Consider the following 22,578-nt stretch of genomic DNA (forward strand, 5'->3'; position numbering starts at 1 on the left):
GCCGCCGTGCGCCGCGTTCCCGCGTCCGCGCACGGCGGCCGTCGCCATGGCCGCCATCCCGCCGATCAAGGAAGCACCGCCCCATGACAGTCCAGACCGACACGTCCCCGCCGGACGATCCCCGTCCCGCCACTGACCCCGACGCGGACACGCCGGCCCCAGCCGGCTCCGGCCCCGGGGCCCAGGACGCCCCCACGTCCACTTCCGACGCCGCCACCCCCGCGCCCCGCTCCCGGCGTCGGCGCGTGCGGCGGATCGTCAAGCGTGCCGCGGTCGCCCTCACCGCGCTGATCCTGCTCGCCGTCGGCTCACTCGCGGGGTACGCGTACTGGACGGTCCACCGCTCGCTGCCGCGACTGTCCGGCGCCGTCGCCGTGCCCGGCCTGGACGGTGAGGCCCGGATCGTCAGGGACGCCTCCGGCATCCCGCAGATCTACGCGGCCAACGCGCACGATCTGTTCATGGCCGAGGGCTACGCCCAGGCCCAGGACCGCTTCTGGCAGATGGACACCCAGCGGCACGTCACCTCCGGCCGGCTCGCCGAGATGTTCGGGCCGAGCCAGGTGCAGACGGACAAGGTGGCGCGCACCTTCGGCTGGTACCGGGTGGCCGAGCAGGAGGTGACGATGCTGTCACCGGAGACCCGCGCGTATCTGCGGGCCTTCTCCGACGGGGTGAACGCCTATCTGGCCCACCACCAGGGCGCCGAACTCTCGGTGGAGTACCCGGTGCTCGGCTTCGTCTCCGGCGACTACCGGCCCGAGCCGTGGACACCGGCCGACTCGGTCTCCTGGCTCAAGACCATGGCCTGGAACCTCAATACGGGCATGATCGACCAGTTCCAGCACGCGATGCTGGCGGCCCGGTTGCCGGCCGGGACGGCGGACGCCCTCTCCCCCGCCTACGACTACCAGCGCTGGTCCCCGATCGTCCCGGACCGGGCGTCCGCCAACGCGCCGCAGGCGCAGACCATGGCCGCGACCCCGGTCCCCGCTCCGGTCTCGCCCTCGGCCCCGACCCCGGACCCAGCCCCGTCCCCGGCCCCAGCCCCGACTACGCCTGTTCCCGCGACCGGCGCCGTCTCCCCCGCCACAGCCACCGCCCCTACCACCCCCGCCGTCCCCGACGCCGCGTCGGCCGCGCTGGCCGACAGTGCGAAGGTGCGTACCGTCCTGGCCGCCGTCCTCGGCCCCCAGGGCACCGGCATCGGGTCCAACTCCTGGGTGGTGTCCGGCAGTCGGACCACCACCGGCAAGCCGCTGTTGGAGAACGACCCGCATCTGACGCCCTCGCTGCCGGGCATCTGGTACCAGGTCGGCCTGCACTGCACGCGGTCGGGCCCGGACTGTCCCTATGACGTCGCCGGCTTCACCTTCGCCGGCATGCCGGGCGTGGTGATCGGCCACAACGCGGACATCTCCTGGGGCTTCACCGACCTGGGCGCCGCCGACTCCGACCTCTTCGTGGAGAAGGTCAGCGGCTCCGGGTACGAGTACAAGGGCGAGCGGCTTCCGCTCACCGTCCGCAAGGAGACCATCAAGGTGGCGGGCGGCCACCCGGTCGACCTCACGGTGCGCTCCACCCGGCACGGCCCGCTGATATCGGACGTACTCAAGTCGGCCGACGAGGTCGCCGACGACGGCAAGGAACCGGACGTGCCGCCGCACACCGCGCGGGACGGCTACGCGGTCGCCATGCGGTGGACGGCGCTCGACCCCGCGCCCACCATGAACGCCCTCTTCGCCCTCGACCGGGCCAGGGACTGGGACGGCTTCCGTGCCGCCGCCGCTGCCTTCGCCTCACCCGTACAGAACATGATCTACGCGGACCGGGCCGGGAACATCGGCTACCAGACACCGGGCCGCATCCCCGTGCGCGAGGCGGGTGACGGCCGCCGGCCGGTGCCGGGGTGGACCGGGGCGTACGACTGGACCGGCTATCTGCCCTTCGACCAGTTGCCCACGAGCTTCAATCCGCCCGAGGGTTACATCGTGACCGCCAACAACGCGGTCGTCGGGCCCGGCTACCCCCACCTGATCGGCAGCGACTGGGGCACCGGCTACCGCAGCCGGCGGATCATCGACCTCATCAAGCAGGCCGGCAAGCTGGACGTCGCGGCGATGGAACGGATCACTCAGGACACCTGGAACGGCAATGCCGCCACCCTGGTGCCGCAGCTGCTGCGGGTCCAGGTCGGCGCGGACGCGAAAGGCGCCCAGGACCTGCTGCGCGGCTGGGACTTCACCCAGGGCGCGGACTCGGCTCCCGCCGCCTACTTCAACGCGGTCTGGGCGGAGTTGCTGAAGGAGGCGTTCACCGACCGGCTGAGCAGGGCCGGGGTGAAGAGTTACGCCTACCCCGACGGCGGCGGACGCTGGTTCGACGTGGTGCGCGGTCTGCTCGGCCAACCCGACAGCCCGTGGTGGACCAGCGCCACCGACCCCTCCGTCCATGGCCGGGACGCGATGCTGCGCCAGGCGATGGAGCGGGCCGCATCCGACCTGCACAAGCGGCTCGGTGACCAGCCGCAGAAGTGGCGCTGGGGCGCCCTGCACACCCTGACGCTGCGCAACGCCACCCTCGGCACCGGCGGGCCGGCACCCTTGCAGTGGCTCCTGAACGCCGATCCGATCGGCGTCGGCGGCGGCACCGACACGGTGATGGCCAACGGATGGGATCCCCAGAAGGGCTTCGAGGTGATCTGGGTGCCGTCGATGCGGATGGTCGTGGACATGGCCGACTTCGAGCGTTCCCGCTGGATCAATCTGACCGGCGCCTCCGGCCACGCCACCGCGGACACGTACACCGACCAGACCAAGCTCTGGGCCGACGGCAGCAGCCTGCCGTGGCCGTACGGCGCGGCGGCGGTGGACAAGGCGGCCCGCGACCGCCTGCGCCTCACGCCCTGACGCGAACGCGCCACTGCCGCCCGAGGTTCCGCTCACGCGACGGTGCCCGGTCCCCGCTCCACGCGGGGGCCGGGCACCGTCGCGTGAGCCCTTGCGCGCCCGGCGCCGCGCGCTCCCCCCGGGCGCCACCAGAGGGAGTTCAGTGGATCGTCAGACCGGCTGGGCCGCCCGGTCAGGGGGACGTCAGCGGGGCGCAAGGCCGCTGCCGGTCGCGCGTCAGACACAGCCCAGACCGCCACCGACGGACGCTCAGTGCGGGACAACCGCGCGGCAGGACGCGGACGGCAGGCTCGGGAGCGACAGTCACCCCGGGCGTCCCGCCACGGGGCCGGAGATCGGAGAGACATGCGCTGGGAGCAGGTGTATCTGGCCGGCACGGGCGTCTGGCTCGGTGACCGCGCGGACGCCGCTGAGGCGGTCGCGGACGGTGCGTACGACGCCGAAGAACACGCCGTCAACCAGATCCACTCGGTCAGCTCGGCCACGGCCGGCGGAGCGGACGATCCGGCCGCGCCCGAGATGGCGGTCCGCGCGGCCCGGACCGCGCTGCGCCGGGCGGGCCGCGCGGCGGAGCGGGTGGGCACCGTCTTCCACAGCTATCTGTGGTTCCAGGGCGCCGAGTTGTGGCCGAGCGCCGCCTACGTGGCGCAGCACACGGTGGGCCCTTCGGTGCCCGCCTTCGACCTGTTGCAGCAGTGCAACGCGGGCCTGGCAGGACTTGAACTGGCCGCCCGGCAGCTCCGCGCGCGCCGGCCCGGCGAGGACGAAGCGGTGCTGCTCACCACGGCCGACCGTTTCGCGCCGCCCGCCTTCGACCGCTGGCGGGCCGAGCGCGGCCTGGTCTACGGCGACGGAGGCACCGCGCTGGTGCTGAGCTCCGCCCCCGAGGGCGCGGCGGCCCGGCTCCTGGCGACCGCGACCCGGGTGGACAACTCCCTTGAGGGACTGGCCCGTGGCACCGGATTCCGCGCGGGACCCGAACAAGAGCCCCGGCCCGTGGACTTGGCGGCGCGGGCCGAACAGTACTTCCGCGCCGAACGCAATCTGCGGGCCGCGACCACCCGCACGGCCGAGGTGGCGGCCGAGTCGATCCGCGCCGCGCTTGCGGACGCGGGGACCACGATGGAGCGGATCGACCGGGTGGTGCTCAACGCCACCGGTCAGCAGCGGATGCGCTGGCAGCTGGAACACCAGCTGGGCGTGGACGAGAAGTTCTCCAACTGGGAGTTCTGCCGTGACGTGGGGCACCTGGGTGCCGGGGACCATGTCGCCGGCCTGAACGAACTCCTCGAAACCGGCGAGGTCGGCGAGGGGGACCGGGTCCTGCTGGTCGGCGGGGGCACCGGCTACAGCTGCACGAGCGCGGTCGTGGAGATCACCGACGCGTCCGGGTGGTACGCGTGAGCGCCCCGGTGTCGGCGGACACCGCCGCGCACTCCCACCCCCTTCTCTCCCCTCCGCTCGACGACACCCTCGTCGTCGACCTTCTCGACGCGGCGGCCGCCGCGCGCCCCGGGGCCGTCGCCGTCCGGGACGGGCACGGAGCCTGGAGTTACGCCGAACTGGCCGACGCCAGCCGGGCGGTGGCGGCCGGCCTGGCCCGGCTCGGCGGTGTGGTGCCAGGTGACCGGGTCGTGGTGCGGCTCGGCAACCGGCGGGAGTTCGTCGCGCTCTATTACGGCGTGCTGCGCGCCGGCGCCGTCGCGGTGCCGCTCAACCCGGAGATGAAGGCGTTCGTGCTGCGCGGCGTGCTCGCGGATGCCTCGCCCGCCGTGGTCGTGCTGGACCCCTGTGAGCCGGAACAGGTCCACGAGGCCGTCGCCGCCTGCGGAGCCCGCTCCCTCACCCCCGCCGATCTCCTGGCCTACGACGCCGTCGCCCTCGACACCACGCCCCGCCCCTGCCCCGACGCGCTCGCCCAGTTGCTCTACACCTCCGGCAGCACCTCCGCGCCCAAGGGTGTGATGGGCACCCACCGCCACGTGGTGTTCGCCGCCCGCGCGATCGCCCGCCGTCTCGGCTACCGCCCCGACGACGTGGTGCTCGCCGCGCTGCCGCTCTCCTTCGACTACGGCCTCTACCAGCTGCTGCTGGCGGCGATCGGCGGGAGCGAGCTCGTCCTGGCGGACGCGGCCGCGCCCGTGCGCGCCATGAACGTACTGCGCGAGTGCCGGGCCACCGTGGTGCCGGTGGTGCCCTCGCTCGCGGAGATGCTGTGCCGGCTCGCGGCTCGCGGCGCACCACCTGAGCATGTGCGGCTCTTCACCAACACCGGTGCGGCGCTCGCGGGTTCGGCCATCGAGGCGCTGCGCGCCGGCTTTCCCGGCGCGGCCGTGGTGGCGATGTACGGGATCACCGAGTGCAAGCGGGTCACGATCGCGGAACCGGACGCCGACCTGGTCCGGCCCGGCTCGGTGGGCCGGGCCCTGGACGGCACCACGGTCGAGGTACTGGACGCGCGGGGCGACGCACTGCCGCCGGGTGAGGTCGGCGAGATCGTCGTCGGCGGTCCCCATGTCATGGCCGGCTACTGGAACGCGCCCGGCCTGACCGCGCACCGCTTCCGGCCGGACCCGCGCACCGGACGGATCCGGCTGCACACCGGCGACCACGGCCGCCTCGACGCCGAGGGGCACCTCTACTTCTCGGGTCGCGTGGACGACCAGTTCAAGCGGCGCGGCGTCCGCATGGGGACGCCGGAGATCGAGGCCGCGGCCCTGGACGTGCCGGGCGTACGGGCCGCCGCCGCTCTGCCGCCACGGGACGGGCTCGATCTGCGCCTGGTCGTCACCGGCGACGACGGTCTCGCGGCCTCCCTCGTCATCGAGGGCCTTGAGCGGCGCCTGGAACCGGCGAAGGTGCCCGCCACCTGCCGGGTCATCGCCCGGATGCCCCTCACCCCCAACGGCAAGATCGACCGGAAGGCCCTGGACACCGATGAGCACTGACATCTGCCCCACGGGCCCGGCCCCGGCGGCCCGTGCCGAGCCGCCCCCGTCGCAGGACCTGCTCGCCGCCGACCTCGTACGCCGCTACGGCAGCCCCCTGTACGTCTACGACCTGCGCAGGGTCGAACGGGCCGCCGAAGACCTGCGCGCGGCGCTGCCCGAGCACTCCCGCCTGTACTACTCGCTCAAGGCGAACCCGCATCCCGAGCTGGTGCGCACCCTGCGGCTCGCGGGCGCGCTGCCGGAGATCTGCTCGACCGGGGAGCTCGCGGCGGCTCTCGCGGCGGGCTTCGACGGCGGCGACTGTCTCTACGGCGGCCCCGGCAAGACCGCTGGGGAGGTGCGCGAGGCGCTGGCCGCCGGGGTACGCACCTTCTCGGTGGAGTCGCCCGCCGATCTGCGCCGGGTCGGCGCCCAGGCGCGCTCCCTGGGGGTGACCGCGCGCTGTCTTCTGCGCGTGAACGGCGCCGGCGCGGGCGCGGGTGTCGGTCTGCGGATGACCGGCGGGGCCTCGCAGTTCGGCCACGACATCACGGACGGGCTGCCCGACTTGTCCCAACTGCTCGTCGCTGGAACGCAGTTGTGGGGGCTGCACTTCTTTCCGCTGACCAACGCCGTCGATCCGGCGGGGCTGCTGGCCGAGGCGGTCGCCTCGATCCGTACCGCCGCCGCCCTTGAGGCCCACTGGGGCGTGCCGCTGCGGATGCTCGACCTCGGCGGCGGCTTCGCCTGCCCCTACGCGGCGCCGGGCGAGCGGCCGCGCTACGACGCCTTGCGCGCACCGCTGACGGCCGCGCTGGACGAGCATCTGCCGGGCTGGCGGGGGCGGTTGGAGCCGTCGTTCGAGTCCGGGCGGTATCTGGTCGGTGACAGCGGTCGCCTGATCTGCACCGTCACCGAGGTCAAGGAGAGCCGGGGCACGACGTTCGGCGTCCTCGACAGCGGTATCAATCATCTGGGCGGTCTCTCCGGGGTGGGCCGGCTGCCGTCCCTGCGCGCCGAACCGCTCCGGGTCGCTGAGCCGGGGGCCGAGACCGAGTCCGGGGCCGAGACCGACCGGGTGGATGCGGCGGCCGCCGGGCACGAGGCGGGCCAGACCCGTCGGGTGACCCTGGTCGGCCCTCTGTGCACCCCCGCCGACGTGATCAGCCGGGCCACCGAAACCGTGCCCCCTCGGCCCGGCGCCCTGCTGGCCGTGCCCAACGTCGGGGCGTACGGAGCGACCGCGAGCCTGCTCGGGTTCCTCAGCCGGCCCGCGCCCGTCGAAGTCACCGTGCGGGACGGCCGCGTTGTCGGCGCCGGCCGGCTGACCCTCACGCGCGAGCCGCTTCCCGTCCACGAGCCCGCCACCCAGGCCTGCGGCGCCGACGGCACCCCCGACGGCACCCCCGACGCCACGGCCGCGAGCGACACCGGTGCCCGGCCGGGCACCGACCACCACCGCGACCCCGCAGGTCGCACCGCGAGGAGCTGAACACCGTGATCACACAACCCCGTTGGGACGAGCGGTACGAGCGCGTTCTGACCGCGCTGCTGCCCAGGCTGGCCGATGAGCGGCCGCTGTCCGCCGAGCGCGGGCTGCGGTCCGCGGGGCTCGACTCGATGGCCGTCGTCGAACTGCTCATCCAGCTGGAGGAGGCCTACCACGTAGCCATTCCCGACGAGGAGTTGGGGCCCGAGGCCTTCGAGACCGTCGGCAGCCTGTGGGCCGCGGTCGCCCGGCAGCTCGACGCGGCCGGCCCGCGCTGACCGTCCCGGCCGTCCGATGGCCGGACGGCCCGACCGCTTCGAGAAAGGCTGGCAGCTGTGCCGGTTTCACTGGACATCGACATAACGACACCCGATCTGGTCCTGACCGGGGCCGAGACGAGCGCCACCGAGCGGGTCGCCGCGCTCCTGTGCGCGGGCCCCGAGGCGCGGATCGACGAGCCCGCCTGGGTGGCGTCGGCCCGCGACCACTGGGAGGAACTGCCCGCCCGGCTGCGCCGCACGCTGCGCTCCTTCCGCCGCGACCCGGGCCCCGGCGGCGCGCTCCTGGTGCGCGGGCTGCCGGTCGCCGCGCCCGGCCTTGGCGCCACACCCGTGACGGACGGTTCGGTGCAGCGCACGGCCAACGTGCCCGCCGCCGTGCTGATGCTCGCCGCGTGCGGGCTCGGTGACCCGGCCGCCTTCCGGCCGGAGAAGACCGGCGCGCTGGTGCAGGACGTCGTGCCGGTGCCCGGACGGGAGGACTTCCAGGGCAACGCGGGCTCGGTGCTGCTCACCTTCCACAACGAGAACGCCTTCCACCCCCACCGGCCGGACTTCGTCATGCTGCTGTGCCTGCGCGCCGACCCGGGCGGCCTCGCCGGGCTGCGCACCTCCTGCGTGCGCGAAGTGCTGCCGCTGCTCGACGACGCGAGCAGAACGGCGCTGCACCTGCCGGAGTTCCGCACCGCGCCGCCGCCCTCGTTCGGCGGGGCCGGCGGCCTTGCCGAGCCGCACCCCGTGCTCACCGGGGCCCCCGACGACCCGGATCTGCGGGTCGACATGGCTGCCACCAAGCCGCTCACCGAGCGGGCCTCGGCGGCCCTTGAGGAGTTGCGGCGGCTCTTCGAGCGCACCGCGCGCACGGCCCGTCTGGAGCCGGGCGACCTGGCCGTCGTCGACAACCGGATCACCGTGCACGGACGTACCGCCTTCCGTCCGCGCTTCGACGGCACCGACCGCTGGCTCCAGCGCACCTTCGTCCTCGCCGACCTGCGCCGCTCGCGCGCCCACCGCGCGGGCGACGGCCATGTGCTGGCCGACCCGGCCCCGCACGACGCCTGACCCCGCGCCCCCCCGCAGCCTGGTCGGCCCGGTCCCGCAAGGCCCGCGCCGGCCAGGCTGCGCCGTCCTGCCCGTGAACCTCCGGGCCGTCTCCCGGCCCGGCCGCACACCACAACGGAGCGACCGTGACCGCAGCACTCTCCTCGGCCCCCGGGGCCGGGCATGCGCCCGCCGTCCGTACGGACACACCCGCCGACGACCCGTCCCGAGCGCCCGGCGTCGGTGGCCCCAGCCTGATGGCGGCCCGGCCCGAGCCCGCCGACCTCGACCCGCGCCGCGCGCTGCGGGAACTCGCGCGCTGGCGCGGCGCGGGTCAGGACGCCGCGAGTTTCCCCTATCGCGCGGTGCTCGGCCACTACCGGACCGTCGGCAAGAACGCGGTCGGTGACGAACTCCTGACGGCGCTGCGCGCCATCCGTCCCCAGGGTGGCGCGGGGCCGGCGCGGCTCCTCGCGGACTGGCTGCCGCAGGTCGTGGACGGCCGCCACGGCGACTACGCCGGCTATGCGGGGATCCCGGTCTACACGTCGCTCGCCGAGAACGGCGCGAGCACGGACCACGTGATCACCGCCCTGCTCGCCGACATCGTGGAGACCGAGACGGCCACGCTGGCCGGCGCCCCGGCCGGCCGGCCCAGGGCCAGGGCGGCGCTGCGTGCCCTCATCGCGGCAGCGGGACTCGCGGCCCGGTACGGGACGACGAGCACGCCCCGCGCGCCCGACGAGGACGCCGCCCTGGTGCGCGCGGGCGCCGAGGCGGCCCGGGCGGCGCGGGAGAGGGTCACGGCCGACGTGCTGCGGGCCGTGGAGCTGACGCTGACGCCCACCACCCGCAGCCATGACGAGCAGATGTTCATCCGGCTCATCCAGATCTTCGAGGCGGTCTTCGCGGCGGTCGCCCGGGCCGTGGCGGCGGCGACGGAGGCGGTGGGCACGGGCCGGATCGACCTGGCACAGAAGCTGCTCGACGAGGCGACCCGCCATGTCACCGGCACATCCGGGGTCTTCCGGGTGCTGACCACGATGCCCAAGGACGCCTTCGCGGTGATACGGGCCAACACCGACGGGCGCAGCGCGGTGCAGTCCCGGACCTACCGGGCCGTGGAGCGCTCCTGTCCTACGCTGCACCTCGCGCTGGTGCGCAGTGGCCTCCCTGAGGCCGAACTCGCGCCCGCCATGGCCGAGTTGGACGCGGCGTGGGGCGCGATGAAGCGTACCCACTGGGGCATCACGATGAAGGTCATCGGCACCGTGCGCGGCACCGGCGGCACCGACGGCGCCTCCTATCTGCGGGAGGCCGCCGAGGTCCGGCTCTTTCCCGCGCTCGGCTGACCCACCCCCTTTCAGACGGCGTTCAGTGAGCCGTCAGTACGGCGCAGGCGGCACGACGGGGGACCGTCCGGCCGCGCACAGGACCGGGCCAGGGCGCGCCCAGGGGCCGCCAAGGGCAGGCCAAGGGCGCCGTCAGGGCCGGACGACAGCATCGAAGACAGAGCGGCCGGCCCCCACGGCCCGCCCGCTCGGCGGCACCCGACACGGCCGCCGCCATCCACCCACCGGATCGGAGCGCAGTGATGAGCAGCGAGGACACCACCGTCTACCAGGTCGTGGTCAACCACGAGGAGCAGTACTCGATCTGGCCCGCCGACCGGGAGCTGCCCGCCGGCTGGCGTGCCGAGGGCGTACGGGGCGAGAAGGCGCAGTGCCTGGCCCACATCGACGAGGTGTGGACGGACATGCGGCCGCTGAGCCTGCGCCGGGCGATGGAGCAGCAGGCCGCGGGGGCCGACGCGGTGCCGTCCGCCGGCTGAGGGCGAGCGCCGCGGCGCGAGCAGCACCGCCGCGACCGGCGGGCGGCGCCCCGGGTGACGGCGGCGGCAGGGACAGGGCATCGGACACCGAACGGTAAAGGGAACAACGCGTGGACCCGCGACTTGAGCATCAGGACTGGATCTCGGCGATCGCCGCCACCGCGGCGGCGGATCCGGACCGTACGGCCTTCGAGTTCTCCGGAAGGGAGGACGCGCCGGCCGAGCGGCTGAGCTACGGGCAGCTCGACCGGCGGGCCCGGGCCGTCGCGGCCCGGTTGCGGCGGCGCGGTCTGACCGACTCCCCGGTGCTGCTGCTCCAGCCGCCCGGCCTCGAGTACGTGGTGTCCTTCGTCGGCTGCCTGTACGCGCGCGCCGTCGCGGTGCCGGTCTACCCGCCCAACCGCCGCCCCCGCTCCCTTGAGCGGCTGGTGGACATCGTCGCGGACTGCGGGGCGACGGTGGCGCTGACCACCGCCGCCGTCCGCGAACGGCTGCTGCCCGGCGACCCGGACGGCGCGGTGATGGACGTGCTGCGCCTGCTCGCCAGCGACCGGGTGCCCGAGGAGGAGGCCGGGGACTGGGTGCGCCCGCGCGTCGACGCGGACACGGTGGCGTTCCTCCAGTACACCTCCGGCTCCACTTCGGCGCCGCGCGGCGTGGTGCTGACCCACGGCAATCTGCTGCACAACTCGGCGCTGATCCAGCGGGCGTTCCGCACCACCGTCCGTACGCGCGGCATGTCCTGGCTGCCGCTCTTCCACGACATGGGCCTCATCGGCGGCATGCTCCAGCCGTTGTACTACGCCGGCTCCTGCTCGCTGATGGCGCCCACCGCCTTCGCCCAGGACCCGCTGCGCTGGCTGCGCGAGATCAGCAGGACCCGGGCCACGGTGAGCGGCGGCCCCAACTTCGCCTACGACCTGTGCGCCGATCTGGCCACCCCCGAGATGCTGGCAGGACTGGATCTGAGCAGCTGGGAGGTGGCGTTCAACGGCGCGGAGCCGGTGCGCGCCGAGACCTTCCGCCGGTTCGCCGACGCCTACGCCCCTGCGGGCTTCCGCGCCGATGCCTTCACCCCGTGCTACGGCCTCGCCGAGGCCACCCTCATCGTCTCGTGCAAGCCGCACGGCACCGCCCCCGCCCGCTTCCAAGCCCCGAACACGCTGCTCGCCGGCGTACCCGACGAGGCCCCGGGCGCGCCCGGTTCGGCGGCCGCCAGCGGGACCACCGAACTCGTCAGCAGCGGACGCCCGGACGGCTCCCAGCGCCTCGAAATCGTCGACGCGCTCACCCGGCGGCCCGTGCCGGCCGGGGCGATGGGCGAGATCTGGCTCTCGGGTCCGAGCGTGGCCCAGGGCTACTGGAACCGTCCCGAGCACAGCGCCGCGACCTTCGGTGCCCGCCTCGCCGATGAGGCGGGGAACGACGAGAGCGCCGACGAACAGACGGCCAAGGACCGCCCCGCCTTCCTGCGCACCGGCGACCTGGGTCTGCTGCACGAGGGCGAGCTGTACGTCACCGGGCGGCTCAAGGACCTGATCATCGTCCGTGGCCGCAACCACTACCCGCAGGACATCGAGCGGACCGTCGCCGGCGTCCACCCCGCGCTGCGCGCCAACTGCGGCGCCGCCGTGCAGGTCGAACTGGCCGGCGCGGCCGAGCTGGTGATCGTGCAGGAGGTGTCGCGCGACCATCAGGACGACGACCTGGCGGCGCTGGCCCGCGCGGTCCGTGAAGGCGTCGCCGAGGCCCACGGGGTGCGGCCGGCGGCGGTGGTCCTGATCCGCGCCGCGACGCTGCCGCGCACGTCGAGCGGCAAGGTGCAGCGCCATGTGTGCGCCGCCTCCTACTTGGCGGGGGACCTCACGGCGCTGGCGCACAGCGGCCGTCCGCAGGGCGCGGCGGCCGAGCGGTCGGTGGCCCTGGACGCCGGTGCGCTGCGCGCGGCGGACCCCGCGACGCGTCCCGCGCTGCTGCTCGCCGCGCTGCGCGCCCTGCTCGCCGCGCGCCTCGGCATGGCCGCCGACGACCTCGCTCCCGAGCACCGGCTCGCCGAACTCGGCCTCGACTCGCTCGGCGCGGTCCGTCTGCGGCACGAACTGCGCACCACGCTCGGCGTCGACCTCGCCCTGACCGAAGCGCTCGCCCTCGACCTGTCCGGCCTCTCGCGGCTGCTCGCCGAGCGCTTCGCGGCCGGGGCCCAAGCGATCGAACCGACGGTGGTGGCCGAGGCCACCGAGCCGGGCGACCACCCGCTCTCCCCCAGCCAGGCCGCCCTGTGGTTCCTGCACCAGGTCGCTCCGGAGAGCCCCGCCTATCTGGTCTCCGCCGCGTTTCGGGTGCACGGCGCTCTCGATGCGGCCGCCCTGCGCACGGCTCTCGCGGCTCTGTCCGAGCGGCACGCGGTGCTGCGCAGCACCTTCCCGCGCACCGGATCCGGTCCGGTGCAGCGGGTGCACGCGGCCCTTGAGCCCGCCTTCGAGCAGATCGACGTCTCCGTCCTGAACGCCGCCGAACTCGCCGGTCTGATGACGGAGACGGCCGAGCAGCCCTTCGACCTGGAGGCCGGACCGCTGCTGCGGGCCCGGCTGTTCACCGGCGCCGACGACGGCCACCGCCTCGTCCTCACCGCCCACCACCTCGTGGCCGACCTGTGGTCCCTCTCGCTCCTCCTCGACGAACTGGCCACCGGCTACCCGGCGGCGCTGGGGGGCGAACCCGCCCCGGCCCCCGCCGCCGCCGTCCCGTTCGCCGCCTTCGCCCGCCGCCAGGCCGAGCTGCCCGGCACCGCGAGCGGACGCCGTCAACTGGAGCAGTGGAAGCGGGAGTTGGCAGGAGTCCGGGCCGGCACCTCGCTCCCCGCCGACCTCCCGCTGCCCGAGCGTCAGCGGCTGCGCGGCGCGGCCGTACCGCTGGCCGTGGACAGCGCCACCACCGAGGCGCTGACGGCCCTGGCCCGGCGCGAGGGCAGCACCCTGTACACGGTGCTGCTCGCCGCCTTCCAGCTGCTGCTCGCGCGCTGCACCGGCGAGTGGGACGTGGTCGTCGGCACCCCCACCCACGGCCGCGCCGACGCCGCGTTCGCCGGGACGGTCGGCTCTCTGGTCAACACCGTGCCGCTGCGCACCCGGATCGAGGCCGCCGAACCGTTCACCGCCCTCCTCGCCCGCGTGCGCGACGGCGCCCGCAGGGCTCTGGACGGCTCCGACGTGCCGTTCCCCGCGCTGATCGAGCTGATCCGCCCGGACCGCGATCAGGGCGGACGGCCGCTGGTACGCACCCTGTTCAGCCTGCAACAGGCACCCGGTGGCCACGCCGAAGCGCTGGTGGCGATGGCCACCGGTCGTGACGGCGTCCCCTTCACGCTGGGCGCCCTGGACTGCTCGACGCTTGCGCTGCCGGTCGGCGGCAGCCAGTTCGACCTGCACCTCACCCTGGGCGCCGCCGAGGGCGGGCTCGCCGGTTCGGTCCGCTACGACACCGACCGTTACCTGCCACGGACCGCCGAACACTTCGCCGCGCGCTTCGTCACCCTCCTGTCCGCGATCGCGAAGGACACCGCACGCCCGGTCGGCGCGCTGCCGCTGCTGCCCCCGGCCGAGCGCCGGGCCGCCCTCGCCGAGGGCAACGACACCGCGCTCGCCTACGATCCCGCCGACGGCGTGGTGCGCCGCTTCGAGGCCCAGGCCGCCCGGACCCCTCGGGCCGTCGCGGTCACCGCCGCCGGACCGCAGGACGGTGAGCAGCTGGACTACCGCACACTCGACCGGCTGGCCGACGGCGTCGCGGCGCGGCTGCGCGCCCTTGGCGTCGGTCCGGGTGACCACGTAGCCGTCCTGCTCCCCCGCACCCCGCCTCTCCTGGCCGCGCTGCTCGGCGTGCTCAAGTCCGGCGCCGCCTATCTGCCGCTGGACCCGGGCCACCCGGCCGAACGCCTGGCGCTCGTGCTCGCCGACGCCGGCGCCGCCGTCGTCCTGACCGACCTGCCGGACGAACGCGTCCCGGCCGGCGACTGGACGGTCCTCGCACTCGATACCGTCGAAGAGGCCGAGCGCGCCGACGACACCCTGATCGCCCCCGAGTCCCCCGCCTACGTCCTGCACACGTCCGGCTCGACCGGCCGTCCCAAGGGTGTGGTGGTGCCGCACCGGGCGCTGGCGAACCTGCTGGCCTCCTTCGAGCGCGACCTGCCGCTCGCCCCCGGCGCGGGCTGGCTCTCCGTCACCACGCCCGCCTTCGACATCGCCGCGCTCGAATACTTCCTGCCCCTGGTCCATGGCGCGACCGTGCACCTGGCCGACGCTGCGACGGCCGGCGACGGCTCACGCCTGCGCGGCTGCCTGGAGACCGGCCGGGTCAGCCACCTCCAGGCCACGCCGGTGACCTGGCAGCTGCTCCTGGACGCGGGCTGGTCCGGCACTCCGGGTCTGACCGCGCTGTGCGGCGGGGAGCGGCTGCCGGCGGAGCTCGCCGCCGAACTCCTGTCCCGTGGCGTACGGCTGTGGCACGTGTACGGGCCGACCGAGACCACCGTGTGGTCGGCGCGCGGCGAGCTCACCGAGGCCGGCGGAGCACTGCCGCTCGGCTCGCCGGTCGCCAACACCCGGCTGTACGTGGTCGATTCGGCCCTTGAGCCGGTCCCGTCCGGGGTCACCGGTGAACTCCTCATCGGAGGCGACGGCCTGGCGCACGGATATCTGGGCCGTCCCGGACTGACCGCCGAGCGCTTCGTGCCGGACCCGTTCGCCGCCGTACCCGGCGCGCGGCTCTACCGCACCGGTGACCTCGTCCGGCGCGGCCCCGATGGCGCGCTGCTCTTCGTCGGCCGCGCCGACACCCAGGTCAAGCTGCACGGGCACCGCATCGAACTGGGCGAGATCGAGACCGCGTTGGAGCGGCTGCCCTCGGTACGCCGGGCCGCGGTCGTGGTGGACGGCGAGGGCGCGCGGGCCCGCCTTGTCGGGTACGTCGAGCAGCGGGAGACGCCCGCGGCGCCGGCCGAGCTGCGCGAGCGACTGCGCCGCACCCTGCCCGGCTATGCCGTGCCCTCAGTCCTCATGACACTGGACGAGCTGCCCCTGACCGCCAACGCCAAGGTCGACCGGCGGGCCCTGCCCGCGCCCCGGGCCGCCGTCGCGCCGGAGACCCTGGAGGAGCCGGTCGGCGCGACCGAGCGACGGATCGCGGCGCTCCTGGCCGAACTGCTCGAAGTCGAGCGGATCGGCCGGCACGAAGACCTCTTCGAGCGGGGCGCCCACTCGCTGCTCCTGGCCCGCTTCGCCGAACGGGTCCGCGCCGAGTTCGGCGCCGCCCCCGCACTGCACCAGCTGTTCGAACGGCTCACGGTCGCGGCCGTGGCCACGCTGGTGGAAGCGGCCGCCGCCCGTCCGGCCGGGACGCCCGCCGGCCGCCGGGCCCCGGTCCGGGTGGACCGGTCCCGCTACACCGTCGACCGCGCCCCCGACGGCACCCTGCGCCGGGCTCCGGGCGGCGCCACGGGCGGCCCGAACGTGGGCCCGGGTTCGCCAGCGAGCCCGATCGCCGACGTGGTCGCGGACTCGTCCGCGAGCCGGGTCGCCGACTCCGCCCTGGGCACGCACTCGCCCGCGAACCCCGTCCCCGGCGCGGTCGCCACCCCGGCCGCCCGCTCCGTCGTCAGCTCGGGCTCCGCCGTCGGCCCGCGCTCCGCCGTCGGCCCCGGCGCGGGGGAGGCACGATGACCGCCGCCCCGCCGCTCCTCGCCGACCGGACGAAGACCGGCCCGGATCCCGCGTCGAGCCGTCCGTACCTGCTGCGCTGTCCCGTCTGCCAGGAGAGCTACCAGGACGACGGGCTGCGTCTCGACTGCGCCGTGGCCCACCGCCCCGGCCTCCTGCGCACCGAGTACGCCGCCTCGTTCGCCCCCGCCCCGGCCAGCGGCCCGTTCCGCTACCGCTGCTGGCTGCCGACCCGGGGCCAGGTCCTGCCCGAGAGCCGTGGCGGCGCCACCTACCGCGCCGAACGGCTCGGCCGCGCCCTTGGCCTGAAAGAGCTGTGGGTCGCGTTCAGCGGTTACTGGCCAGAGCGCGGCGCGACCCTGGCCACCGGCAGCTTCAAGGAGCTGGAGGCGCAGGCCGTGCTGGCCCGGCTGCCCGAGCGGCCACCGGTCCTGGTGGTCGCATCCGCCGGCAACACCGCCGCGGCCTTCCAGCGGGTCTGCTCGGATCAGGGCGTCGAGTGCGTCCTGGTGGTACCGGACGCGGCACTGCCCGCGCTCGCCGCGGCCGGCGAACGCGCCTACTGCGTCCGGCTGGTGACGGTGGCGGGCGACTACAGCGACGCCATCGAGCTGGCCGACGCCATCGCCACCCGGCCGGGCTTCCAGGCCGAGGGCGGCACCCGCAACGTGGCCCGGCGCGACGGCCTCGGCACCGCGTTCCTGTCCGCCGCCGAGACCATCGGCCGACTGCCCGACCACTACGTACAGGCCGTGGGCAGCGGGGCCGGCGCGATCGCCGCACACGAGGCCGCCCGGCGGCTGCTGGCGAACGGTATGCCGGGATCGAAGCGGGTGCCGGTGCCGGACCGTATGCCGGAGCCGGCGCGTGCGGCGGCGTCGGACGGGAAGCACGCGCTGCCCAGCGGCGCGAGCACTCGGTCCGGGGCCATGGAAGCCGGGACCACAGAGTCCGGGGCCACAGGGTCCGGGCCCACGGGGTCCGGGCCCACGGGGTCCGGGCCCACGGGGTCCGGGCCCACGGGGTCCGGGCCCACGGGGTCCGGGCCCACGGGGTCCGGGGCCATTGATGTGCGGCTCGGCGGTCTACCGCAGCTGACGCTCTGTCAGAACACTGATTACGCACCGATGTTCCACGCGTGGCAAAACGGTTCGGCCGAGCCGGACGTCCGCTCGGAATCCGCGACACGGGCGGCCGTGGCCCGGGCGTACGCCCGGGAGCTCACCACCCGCACACCGCCCTACGCCGTGGCCGGCGGGGTGCGCGAGATTCTTGCCGAGAGCGGCGGGGAGCTGCGCGTGGCGGACCGCGCCGAGGCGGTGGCCGCCGCACGGCTCTTCGCCGACGCGGAGGGCATCGACATCGAACCCGCCGCGGCGGTGGCCGTCGCCGGGCTGCGCCAGGCGGTCGCCGCCGGACAGATCCGGCCGGAGGAGACCGTGCTGCTGCACGTCACCGGCGGGGGCCGGGCCCGCCGCCGTGCGGCCACCCGCGCGCCCGTCGCGACCGGTCCCGACCTGAGCATCCCGGCCGGGCTCGACGTCCGGGCCGCCGCCGACCTGGTGACCGGCGCATGACGCCGCCCGAGAACGTCCCCCAGGTGACGCTCAGGACAAGCGAGTTGCGGCACACCTCGATCCCGGCGCCCATCGACATCCACGCCCCCGCGCTCCCCGAAGCCGCCACCCCTGTCCCCCACTCCCCCCACTCCCCCTCCGAACCGTCCGGTCGGCAGAGAGCAGAGCAGACCATGCAGCAGTACGCCTTTCCCGCCACCTCGGCCCAGCGCCGGATCTGGCTGGTGGAGCGGCTGACCCCCAAAACCAGCGCCTACCATCTGCCGTTCGCCCTGCACCTGGACGGGCCCCTCGACACCGCCGCCCTGACGGCCGCGCTGGCCGAACTGGTCGGCCGGCACGAGTCGCTGCGTACCCGCTTCGAGGAAGTCGACGGCGAGCTGACGCAACTGGTCGGCGAGGAGGCGGCGTTCGCGTGGGAGACCCGCGAGACCCCGGCCGACGAGCTGGCCAGCGTGCTGGCCGCCGACGCGGCGCGCCCCTTCGACCTGGGCGGGGGCCCGCTGCTCCGGGTGGTGCTGCACCGCCTGGCCCCGCAGCGCCACGTACTCGCGATCACCCTGCACCACCTGGTCGCCGACATGTGGTCGATCGGCATCCTGCTGGCCGAGCTGGCCCTGTGCTACGCGGGCCGGGCGGCGGAGCTGCCCGAACTGCCCATCCAGTACGGCGACTTCGCGGTGTGGGAGGGCGAGACCCGAGCGGCGGACGAGGAGCAGGACCGGGCGTACTGGCGCACGGCGCTGAGCGGCGCGCCCGAACTCCTTGAGCTGCCCGGCGACCGCCCGCGTCCGGCCGCGCAGTCCCTGCGCGGGGCAGCCCTTCCCGTGGAGCTCACGGCCGAGCTGTCGGCCGGGGTACGGACGCTGTGCCGCCGGGCCGGGGTCACGCCGTTCATGGCACTGCTGGCCGCCTTCCAGAGCGTCGTCGCACGTCACAGCGGCAGCGAGGACATCGTGGTCGGCACCGGCGCGGCGGTGCGCCCGGCGGAGGCGGAGGGGCTGATCGGCTGTTTCATCAACATCCTGCCCGTCCGTACCTCGCTCGCCGGCGACCCGACGTTCACCGAGCTCCTGCACCGGGTCCGTGCCGCCGCGCTGGCCGCCTTCGACCACCGGTCCCTGCCGTTCGAGCGGATGCTGCCGGAGCGGGTGACGGGCCCGGTACTCAGCCACAACCCGCTGGTCCAGTCGCTGCTCCTGGTGCAGAACGCACCGCTGGCCGCGCCCGACCTGCCGGGGCTCGCGGTGACCGTACGGGAGGTGCCGCGCGGCGGCGCCCAGGTCGACCTCAACCTCCAACTCCGTGAGATGGCAGGACAGTTCACCGGGACCGTCGAGTTCGCGAGCGACCTCTTCGACGCGCCGACCGTCGAGCGGCTGCTCGGCCACTGGCGCACCCTGCTGACCGCCGCCGTCGCCGCGCCCGACACCCGTCTTTCGGCGCTGCCGCTCCTGACCGGCCAGGAGCGGCAGCGGGCCCTGGTGGAGTGGAACGACACGGCGCACGCCTACCCGGCGGCGGGGTCCTTGCTGCATGAGCTCTTCGAGGAGCAGCGGGCCCTTCGCCCCGAGGAGCCGGCCGTCGTCGCCACGACCGGCGAGCTGACCTACGCGCAACTCGACGCGTTCGCCGAGCGCGTCGCCGCGCGGCTCACTGCGCTCGGCGTGGGGCCCGACACCACCGTCGGGCTGTGTCTGACCAAGGGCCCGGCGCTCGTGGCCGCCGTGCTCGGTGTGCTCAAGGCGGGCGGCGCCTATCTGCCGCTGGATCCGGCCTACCCCGCGCAGCGCCTCGCCTTCATGCTCAAGGACGCGGCGCCGCCGGTGGTCCTCACCGAGCGCGCCCTGGCGGAGCTGCTGCCCGACACGGGCGCCGAGCTCGTCGAGATGGACGACGCGCAGGACTGGCCCGCCGCCCGGCGGCGTCCCGCCCTCGTGAGCCCGGACCACCTGGCATACGTCATCTACACCTCGGGTTCCACCGGCACGCCCAAGGGCATCGCCGTCCCGCACCGGGGCGTCGTCAACAACCTGCTCGACCTCAACGGAACGTACGGCATCGGGCCCGGCGACCGCGTGCTCGGCCTGTCCTCCCCGAGCTTCGACATGTTCGTCTACGAAACGCTCGGCATCCTGGCCGCCGGCGGCGCGGTGGTCGTGCCCCACCCCGACCGGGCGCGCGATCCGCACCACTGGGTGGACCTGGTGCGCCGCCACGGGGTGACGGTGTGGAACTCGGCGCCGGCGCTCGCCGATGCCTTCGTACGGGCCGGTCAGGAGCGGGGCGTACGGCTGCCGAAGCTCAAGGCGGCCTTTCTCGGCGGGGACTGGATCCCGGTCGCGCTGCCGGAGCGGTTCCGCCGGATCGCGCCCCGGCTCGCGTTCATCGCGCTCGGCGGCGCCACCGAGGCGTCCATCCACTCGATCACCTACCCGGTCGTGGAGAGCGACCCGGCGTGGACGAGCATCCCGTACGGCCGTCCGATGATGAACCAGCAGGCCGTCGTCCTGACGCCGGCCCTGGAGCCCGCCCCGGTCGGCGTGCCCGGTGAACTCTGCCTGGCGGGCCGCGGGTTGACACGGGGCTATCTGCGCCGCCCCGGCCTCACCGCCGACCGCTACCGTCCGCATCCGGCGGCCGGCAGCGGCCCGGTGCCCGCCGGCGCGCGCCTCTATCGCACCGGTGACCTCGCCCGCACCCGCGCCGACGGGGTGATCGAGCTGATCGGCCGCCTCGACCACCAGGTCAAGCTGCGCGGTCTGCGGATCGAGCTGGACGAGATCGAGGCGGTGCTGCGCCGTCATCCGGGGGTCGAGCGCGCCGTGGTCACGGCGCGCGGCGAAGGGGACGAGCGGCGCCTGGTCGGGTATGTGGTGCCCGCCGGGGAAGCCCAACTGGCGCCTTCGGCAGCTGAGTTGCGGGCGCTGCTCAAGGCGGACCTGCCCGAGTACATGGTCCCGGCGGTGTTCGTCACCCTCGACGCGCTGCCGCTGTCCCCCAACGGCAAGGTGGACCGGGCCGCGCTGCCCGAGCCCGACGAACGGGCCGACCGCGAGGGCGCCGTCTTCGTGGCCCCGCGCGACGACGTCGAACGGGTCCTCGCCGCGCTGTGGGCCCAACTCCTGGATGTCGACCAGGTGGGCGCAGAGGACGACTTCTTCGCGCTGGGCGGCCACTCACTGCTCGCCACCCGGCTCGCCTCGGCGCTTTTGGAGACCTTCGGCGTCGAGTTGCCTCTGCGCGACCTGTTCGAGGCGCCCACCCTTGCCGAGCAGGCGCGGCGCCTCGCGGCACGGGGCCGGGAGGCGGGCGCCGATGTCGCCGCAGTGGCCGAGATCGCGGCCGGACTGCTGGAGATGACCGACGAGGCGGCCCACGGGCTGCTCGTCGCCCACGAGAAGGGCCTGGCATGACCACCTCCACGAGCACCGGCGTCCTGGCCGGTCACGCGAGCCTCGGCGCGCACCGCCTGGCCGCCGCCGACCCGCTCCTTTCCGGGCTGCTGGAACGCGAACACGTCCGGCAGAGCGAGACCCTGGCCATGGTGGCCGCCTCCAGCAGCGCCGACCCCTCGGTCCTGGCCTGCGCCGGAGCGACCATCTCCAACGTCACCACCGAGGGCTACCCCGGCGCCCGCTACCACGCGGGCTGCGAGGTCGTCGACGAGGTCGAGCGGCTGGCGGTCGCACGGGCCCGCTCGCTGTTCGGCGCCCAGTACGCCAATGTGCAGCCGCACTCGGGCAGCACCGCCAACCAGATCGTGCTGTGCACCCTGATGAAGCCGGGCGACACCCTGCTCGGCATGGAGCTGAGCGCGGGCGGCCATCTCACGCACGGCTCGCCGGCCTCGGTGTCGGGCCGGTTCTTCCACGCGGTGGGCTACGGCACCGACGCCGACGGCCTTCTCGACTACGGGCAGGTGGCCGACCTCGCCCGCGAGCACCGGCCCAAGGTGATCGTGTGCGGCGCGAGCGCCTACCCGCGCACCGTGGACTTCGCCCGGTTCCGGCGCATCGCCGACGAGGTCGGCGCCTATCTGCTGGCCGACATCTCCCATATCGCCGGATTGGTCGCGGCCGGTCTGCACCCGAGCCCGGTCGATCACGCGCACGCCACCACCACCAGCACCTACAAGCAGTTGTACGGGCCGCGCGGCGGACTCATCCTGCTGGGCCAAGACGCCCCGACGGTGCTGCCCGGCACCCGGCGCACGCTCAGCCGGGCCATCGCGCACGGCACCTTCCCCTTCCTCCAGGGCACCCCCGATCTGGGCGCGGTGGCCGCCAAGGCGCGCGCCTTCGACATCGCCGCCCAGCCGGAGTTCCGCGCCCTGGCGGGACGGGTGGTGGACGGCGCCCGCGAGCTGGCGCATGCCTTCGCCGGCCTCGGCCACACCCTGGTCACCGGTGGCACCGACAACCACATGGTGCTGCTCGACGTCGGCCGGCGCGGGCTGACCGGCGCGATCGCCGAGGCCGCGCTCGCCGACTGCCGGATCGTCGTCAACCGCAACCGAATACCGGGCGACCCGCACGGCCCCCGGGTCACGAGCGGCATCCGTTTCGGTACCAACACGCTGGCGCTGCGCGCCATGGGACCGGCCGAGATGCGCCGCTGCGCCGCACTGGTCGACCGGGTGCTCACCGCCGTGACGCCCAGCGGGGAGCGCGATTTCACGCTCGATCCGGCCGTCCGCGACGAGGTGCGCGGCGAAGTCGCCCGGCTCTGCCGGGAGTTCCCGCTGCCGCACCATCTGCCGGCCTGACCCCCGTCCACGCCACCCAACGCCCCGGGATCACCCAC

General features: G+C 74.8%; 12 protein-coding genes. All 12 read left to right on the forward strand.

Going from position 1 to position 22,578, the window contains the following annotated elements:
* Positions 1-83: 83 nt before the first annotated feature.
* The 12 genes from ACFYM2_RS08115 (at position 84) to glyA (ending at position 22,540) form a co-directional block, all read left to right on the forward strand.
* On the forward strand, positions 84-2,909 hold the full coding sequence (locus tag ACFYM2_RS08115; protein WP_388834375.1) for a penicillin acylase family protein: 2,826 nt from the start codon (positions 84-86) through the stop codon (positions 2,907-2,909).
* A gap of 345 nt (positions 2,910-3,254) precedes the next feature.
* Positions 3,255-4,313, forward strand: coding sequence for a ketoacyl-ACP synthase III family protein (locus tag ACFYM2_RS08120; protein WP_358994046.1), 1,059 nt, complete (start codon positions 3,255-3,257; stop codon positions 4,311-4,313).
* Positions 4,310-5,857, forward strand: a complete 1,548-nt coding sequence (locus tag ACFYM2_RS08125) for an AMP-binding protein (RefSeq protein WP_358994049.1) — start codon at positions 4,310-4,312, stop codon at positions 5,855-5,857. The genes ACFYM2_RS08120 and ACFYM2_RS08125 overlap by 4 nt, the downstream gene beginning before the upstream one ends.
* Entirely contained in the window at positions 5,847-7,331 is a 1,485-nt protein-coding gene (locus ACFYM2_RS08130; protein ID WP_388834379.1) for a type III PLP-dependent enzyme, read from the forward strand. The genes ACFYM2_RS08125 and ACFYM2_RS08130 overlap by 11 nt, the downstream gene beginning before the upstream one ends.
* A gap of 5 nt (positions 7,332-7,336) precedes the next feature.
* Positions 7,337-7,606: a phosphopantetheine-binding protein gene (locus tag ACFYM2_RS08135; RefSeq protein WP_358994055.1), complete on the forward strand. Its 270-nt coding sequence runs from the start codon at positions 7,337-7,339 to the stop codon at positions 7,604-7,606.
* A 57-nt stretch (positions 7,607-7,663) separates the two neighbouring features.
* Positions 7,664-8,668 carry a TauD/TfdA family dioxygenase gene (locus ACFYM2_RS08140; RefSeq protein WP_388834382.1) on the forward strand — a complete coding sequence of 335 codons (1,005 nt, stop codon included), beginning with the start codon at positions 7,664-7,666 and terminating at the stop codon, positions 8,666-8,668.
* A gap of 125 nt (positions 8,669-8,793) precedes the next feature.
* Positions 8,794-9,999 carry a hypothetical protein gene (locus tag ACFYM2_RS08145; protein ID WP_388834385.1) on the forward strand — a complete coding sequence of 402 codons (1,206 nt, stop codon included), beginning with the start codon at positions 8,794-8,796 and terminating at the stop codon, positions 9,997-9,999.
* 242 nt (positions 10,000-10,241) lie between these two features.
* Positions 10,242-10,478 (forward strand): MbtH family NRPS accessory protein, encoded by a 237-nt coding sequence (locus ACFYM2_RS08150; RefSeq protein WP_350228447.1) that lies wholly within the window; start codon positions 10,242-10,244, stop codon positions 10,476-10,478.
* Between the two features lie 110 nt (positions 10,479-10,588).
* On the forward strand, positions 10,589-16,198 hold the full coding sequence (locus ACFYM2_RS08155) for an amino acid adenylation domain-containing protein (protein WP_388834388.1): 5,610 nt from the start codon (positions 10,589-10,591) through the stop codon (positions 16,196-16,198).
* A complete protein-coding gene (locus tag ACFYM2_RS08160) occupies positions 16,195-17,772 on the forward strand; it encodes a pyridoxal-phosphate dependent enzyme (RefSeq protein ID WP_388834391.1) in 1,578 nt (525 codons plus the stop codon). Before ACFYM2_RS08155 ends, ACFYM2_RS08160 begins: the two co-directional genes overlap by 4 nt.
* Entirely contained in the window at positions 17,769-21,188 is a 3,420-nt protein-coding gene (locus ACFYM2_RS08165) for an amino acid adenylation domain-containing protein (protein WP_388834393.1), read from the forward strand. The genes ACFYM2_RS08160 and ACFYM2_RS08165 overlap by 4 nt, the downstream gene beginning before the upstream one ends.
* A complete protein-coding gene (gene glyA, locus ACFYM2_RS08170) occupies positions 21,185-22,540 on the forward strand; it encodes a serine hydroxymethyltransferase (RefSeq protein WP_358994074.1) in 1,356 nt (451 codons plus the stop codon). Before ACFYM2_RS08165 ends, glyA begins: the two co-directional genes overlap by 4 nt.
* Positions 22,541-22,578 lie beyond the last annotated feature (38 nt).

This window comes from Streptomyces sp. NPDC006711, from assembly GCF_042869775.1.
Taxonomy (GTDB): domain Bacteria; phylum Actinomycetota; class Actinomycetes; order Streptomycetales; family Streptomycetaceae; genus Streptomyces.

Excerpts from the sequence above, each read along its gene's own strand:
- glyA (WP_358994074.1), top strand. The coding sequence starts at position 21,185 with ATGACCACCTCCACGAGCACCGGCGTCCTGGCCGGTCACGCGAGCCTC.
- ACFYM2_RS08165 (WP_388834393.1), top strand. The coding sequence starts at position 17,769 with ATGACGCCGCCCGAGAACGTCCCCCAGGTGACGCTCAGGACAAGCGAG.
- ACFYM2_RS08115 (WP_388834375.1), top strand. The coding sequence starts at position 84 with ATGACAGTCCAGACCGACACGTCCCCGCCGGACGATCCCCGTCCCGCC.
- ACFYM2_RS08120 (WP_358994046.1), top strand. The coding sequence starts at position 3,255 with ATGCGCTGGGAGCAGGTGTATCTGGCCGGCACGGGCGTCTGGCTCGGT.
- ACFYM2_RS08160 (WP_388834391.1), top strand. The coding sequence starts at position 16,195 with ATGACCGCCGCCCCGCCGCTCCTCGCCGACCGGACGAAGACCGGCCCG.
- ACFYM2_RS08150 (WP_350228447.1), top strand. The coding sequence starts at position 10,242 with ATGAGCAGCGAGGACACCACCGTCTACCAGGTCGTGGTCAACCACGAG.
- ACFYM2_RS08130 (WP_388834379.1), top strand. The coding sequence starts at position 5,847 with ATGAGCACTGACATCTGCCCCACGGGCCCGGCCCCGGCGGCCCGTGCC.